This window comes from Klebsiella sp. OBRC7, assembly GCF_000293135.1.
GTDB lineage: Bacteria > Pseudomonadota > Gammaproteobacteria > Enterobacterales > Enterobacteriaceae > Klebsiella > Klebsiella michiganensis.
This window is the reverse complement of record NZ_ALNJ01000007.1, coordinates 1-3345: the sequence shown is the minus strand read 5'-3', so window position 1 is coordinate 3345 and position 3345 is coordinate 1. Positions and strand designations below refer to the sequence as shown.

Annotated in this window: 3 protein-coding genes; 2 read left to right on the top strand and 1 reads right to left on the bottom strand. The window is 49.3% G+C overall.

Annotated features, from left to right (window positions below):
• Window positions 1–912 (top strand): UDP-N-acetylmuramate dehydrogenase (murB, locus tag HMPREF1144_RS01920; protein WP_009651695.1); only part of this gene is annotated, 912 nt, incomplete at its 5' end.
• On the top strand, window positions 909–1871 hold the full coding sequence (gene birA, locus HMPREF1144_RS01915; RefSeq protein WP_004097632.1) for a bifunctional biotin--[acetyl-CoA-carboxylase] ligase/biotin operon repressor BirA: 963 nt from the start codon (window positions 909–911) through the stop codon (window positions 1869–1871). The genes murB and birA, both read left to right, overlap by 4 nt.
• 26 nt (window positions 1872–1897) lie before the next feature.
• On the opposite strand, the gene coaA is transcribed toward birA, so the two are convergent.
• Complete coding sequence (coaA, locus tag HMPREF1144_RS01910) at window positions 1898–2848, bottom strand: type I pantothenate kinase (RefSeq protein ID WP_014227490.1); 951 nt, start codon at window positions 2846–2848, stop codon at window positions 1898–1900.
• Between the last annotated feature and the right edge of the window lie 497 nt (window positions 2849–3345).

Sequence of the window (3345 nt, the reverse complement as noted above, 5' to 3'; positions counted from 1 at the left end):
CGCCAGCCAACCCTGATCCTTGGTGAAGGAAGCAATGTTCTGTTCCTGAAGGATTATTCCGGTACGGTCATTATCAACCGTATTATGGGGATAGAAGTGAGTGAAACACCTGACGCGTGGCATTTGCATGTTGGTGCAGGAGAAAACTGGCATCAGCTGGTCCAGTTTGCGCTAAATAATGGAATGCCGGGCCTGGAAAATCTTGCTTTGATTCCTGGCTGCGCCGGATCCTCGCCGATTCAAAATATTGGTGCTTACGGCGTTGAATTACAGAAGGTTTGCCGGTACGTCGACTGCATTGAGTTGGCCACGGGTGTGAAACAGCGTCTTTCCGCTGCTGAATGTTGCTTTGGCTACCGGGACAGTATTTTTAAACATGAATATCAGGACCGCTACGCCATTGTGGCGGTTGGTTTGACGTTGCCAAAAGCCTGGCAACCCGTTTTGACCTACGGTGATTTAACCCGGCTTGATCCGCAAACCGTTACCCCGCAGCAGGTATTTGACGCCGTCTGTCATATGCGCATGGCCAAACTCCCCGATCCAAAAGTGAATGGAAATGCGGGGAGCTTCTTTAAGAACCCGGTCGTTAGCGCGGATAAGGCGCAAGCGCTGCTGGCGACCTATCCGGGCATCCCTCACTATCCACAGCCGGATGGCAGTATAAAACTTGCCGCCGGCTGGCTTATCGATCAATGCCAGCTTAAAGGTAAAGTGATGGGTGGCGCAGCGGTGCATAGCCAGCAGGCGCTGGTATTGATCAATCAGCATCAGGCAACTAGTGAAGACGTGGTTGAGCTGGCTCATTACGTACGCCAGCAGGTTGGTGAGAAGTTTAATATCTGGTTACAGCCGGAGGTGCGCTTTATCGGCGAAACGGGTGAAGTTAATGCCGAGGAGACCATCGCATGAAAGACTACACCGTTCCTTTGACGCTAATATCCATCCTGGCCGACGCTGAATTTCACTCAGGTGAACAGCTTGGCGAGCGTTTAGGGATGAGTCGGGCAGCAATCAACAAGCATATTCAAACGTTACGCGATTGGGGAGTCGACGTATTTACCGTTCCGGGTAAAGGTTACAGTCTCCCTGAGCCTATCCAGCTGCTGGATGAAGAGCAGATCGCCAGGCAGATTGAGCATGGCCGGGTAACCGTACTACCGGTGATTGATTCCACGAACCAGTATCTTCTGGACAGACTTAGCGAACTGCAATCGGGTGATGCCTGCGTGGCTGAGTATCAGCAGGCCGGTCGCGGCCGCCGCGGGCGCAAGTGGTTCTCGCCGTTTGGTTCTAACCTTTACCTTTCAATGTACTGGCGACTGGAGCAGGGCCCTGCTGCGGCTATAGGTTTGAGTCTGGTCATTGGGATCGTCATTGCCGAGGTGCTGCAAAGCCTGGGGGCGGATAAAGTTCGGGTGAAATGGCCAAACGATCTCTATTTACAGGATCGGAAGCTGTCCGGGATCCTGGTGGAACTCACGGGGAAAACCGGCGATGCTGCGCAGATAGTCAGCGGCGCGGGGATCAACCTCATGATGCGCCGGGTGGAGTCTGATGTTGTCAATCAGGGTTGGATCAGCCTCCAGGAGGCAGGGATCTCTATCGATCGTAATACGTTAGCGGCTTGTCTGATTAAAGAGCTGCGGGCGGGGTTTAAACTTTTTGAGAATGAAGGTCTGGCACCCTATCTCACCCGCTGGGAAAAGCTCGATAACTTTATTAATCGACCGGTTAAACTTATTATTGGCGATAAAGAGATCTTTGGTATTTCGCGAGGTATTGATGCTCAAGGCGCATTATTACTGGAGCAGGACGGGGTGGTAAAACCCTGGATTGGCGGTGAGATATCATTGCGCAGCGCTGAATAAAAAAAGGGGAGCTAACGCTCCCTTTTTTATTTTCTTAAACGCACCTGATTCACAGAGTGGTTTGCGCTTTTGGTCATTATAAGGCTGGCTCGCTCACGGGTTGGTAGAATGTTCTCTTTTAAATTCAAAAGATTAATCTCATTCCACAGCGATGTGGCAATATCAATTGCTTCATCTTTAGACAGCTGTGCATAGCTATGAAAATAGGAGTCCGGGTCGGTAAACGCACCTTCGCGGAATTTCAGAAAACGATTGATATACCAGTTTTTTAGCAGTTCTTCAGGCGCATCGACGTAAATTGAAAAATCAACGAAGTCCGAAACAAATACATGATGCGGATCGTGTGGATAATCCATGCCGCTCTGCAGAACATTTAATCCCTCAAGAATTAATATATCAGGCTGCGTGACGGTTTTATCCCCATCAGGAATGACGTCGTAAATCAGATGTGAATAGACCGGCGCTGTAGCGTCAGGAACGCCTGATTTCAGGTCTGAGACGAATTTAACCAGGCGATGCATGTCATAAGACTGCGGGAAGCCCTTCTTCTTCATCAGGCCGCGTTCTTTCAATACCGCGTTAGGGTGCAGAAAACCATCTGTCGTAATTAATTCTACATGTCGATGTTCAGGCCAGCGGCTCAGCAATGCTTGCAGCACGCGCGCGGTAGTGCTCTTCCCGACCGCCACGCTACCCGCAATGCTAATGATGTAAGGAATACGTTGGCCGTTGGTGCCAAGGAATTGTTCCAGTACAGCCTGGCGGCGCAGATTAGAGCTGATATAGAAATTGAGTAAACGCGACAGCGGCAAATAAATTTCCGCTACTTCTTCCAGGGAAAGATCTTCGTTGATGCCTTTTAACCGCGTGATTTCTTCTTCTGTTAGCGTCATCGGAACGGAATCACGAAGCGCAGCCCATTGGTCGCGGTTAAATTGTAGATACGGTGTCATTAACGTTTGCTCTTTTAGGCTCATAAGCATGCTCTTGCAACCGCCGAATTACATGAAGGCGGGGTGCTTCACACTAGTTAATCAGGACAATGGGCAGGAGGGTAACACCAGATTGCGAGGAATAATAAGAAAAAAACTCATTGAATGATGCTTTCTAAAGGTAGCATCACAGAGATGAATGGTTTGGTAAGGGGATATAAAGTTCTCAGCAGAGACCCGTGGGTTATTCATTGAATCGGGTGGTCAGGTGATGGTGTATCGATGCTGCTTTAGCGACATCACTCTACTTTTTGTCCTCCTCGGCAACCCTGTCCGTGAGGATGATTGGCGTATTTTTGTCCTGCTCTGTTTGAAATTACACCATTTTTTCTCGTTTGAGCACAAAATGTGAGCAATAGAACATTTTCTGCAATTTTTTAGTTGCATGAACTCGCAGGTCTCCCTAGAATGCGCGCTACTTGATGCCGACTTAGCTCAGTAGGTAGAGCAACTGACTTGTAATCAGTAGGTCACCAGTTCGA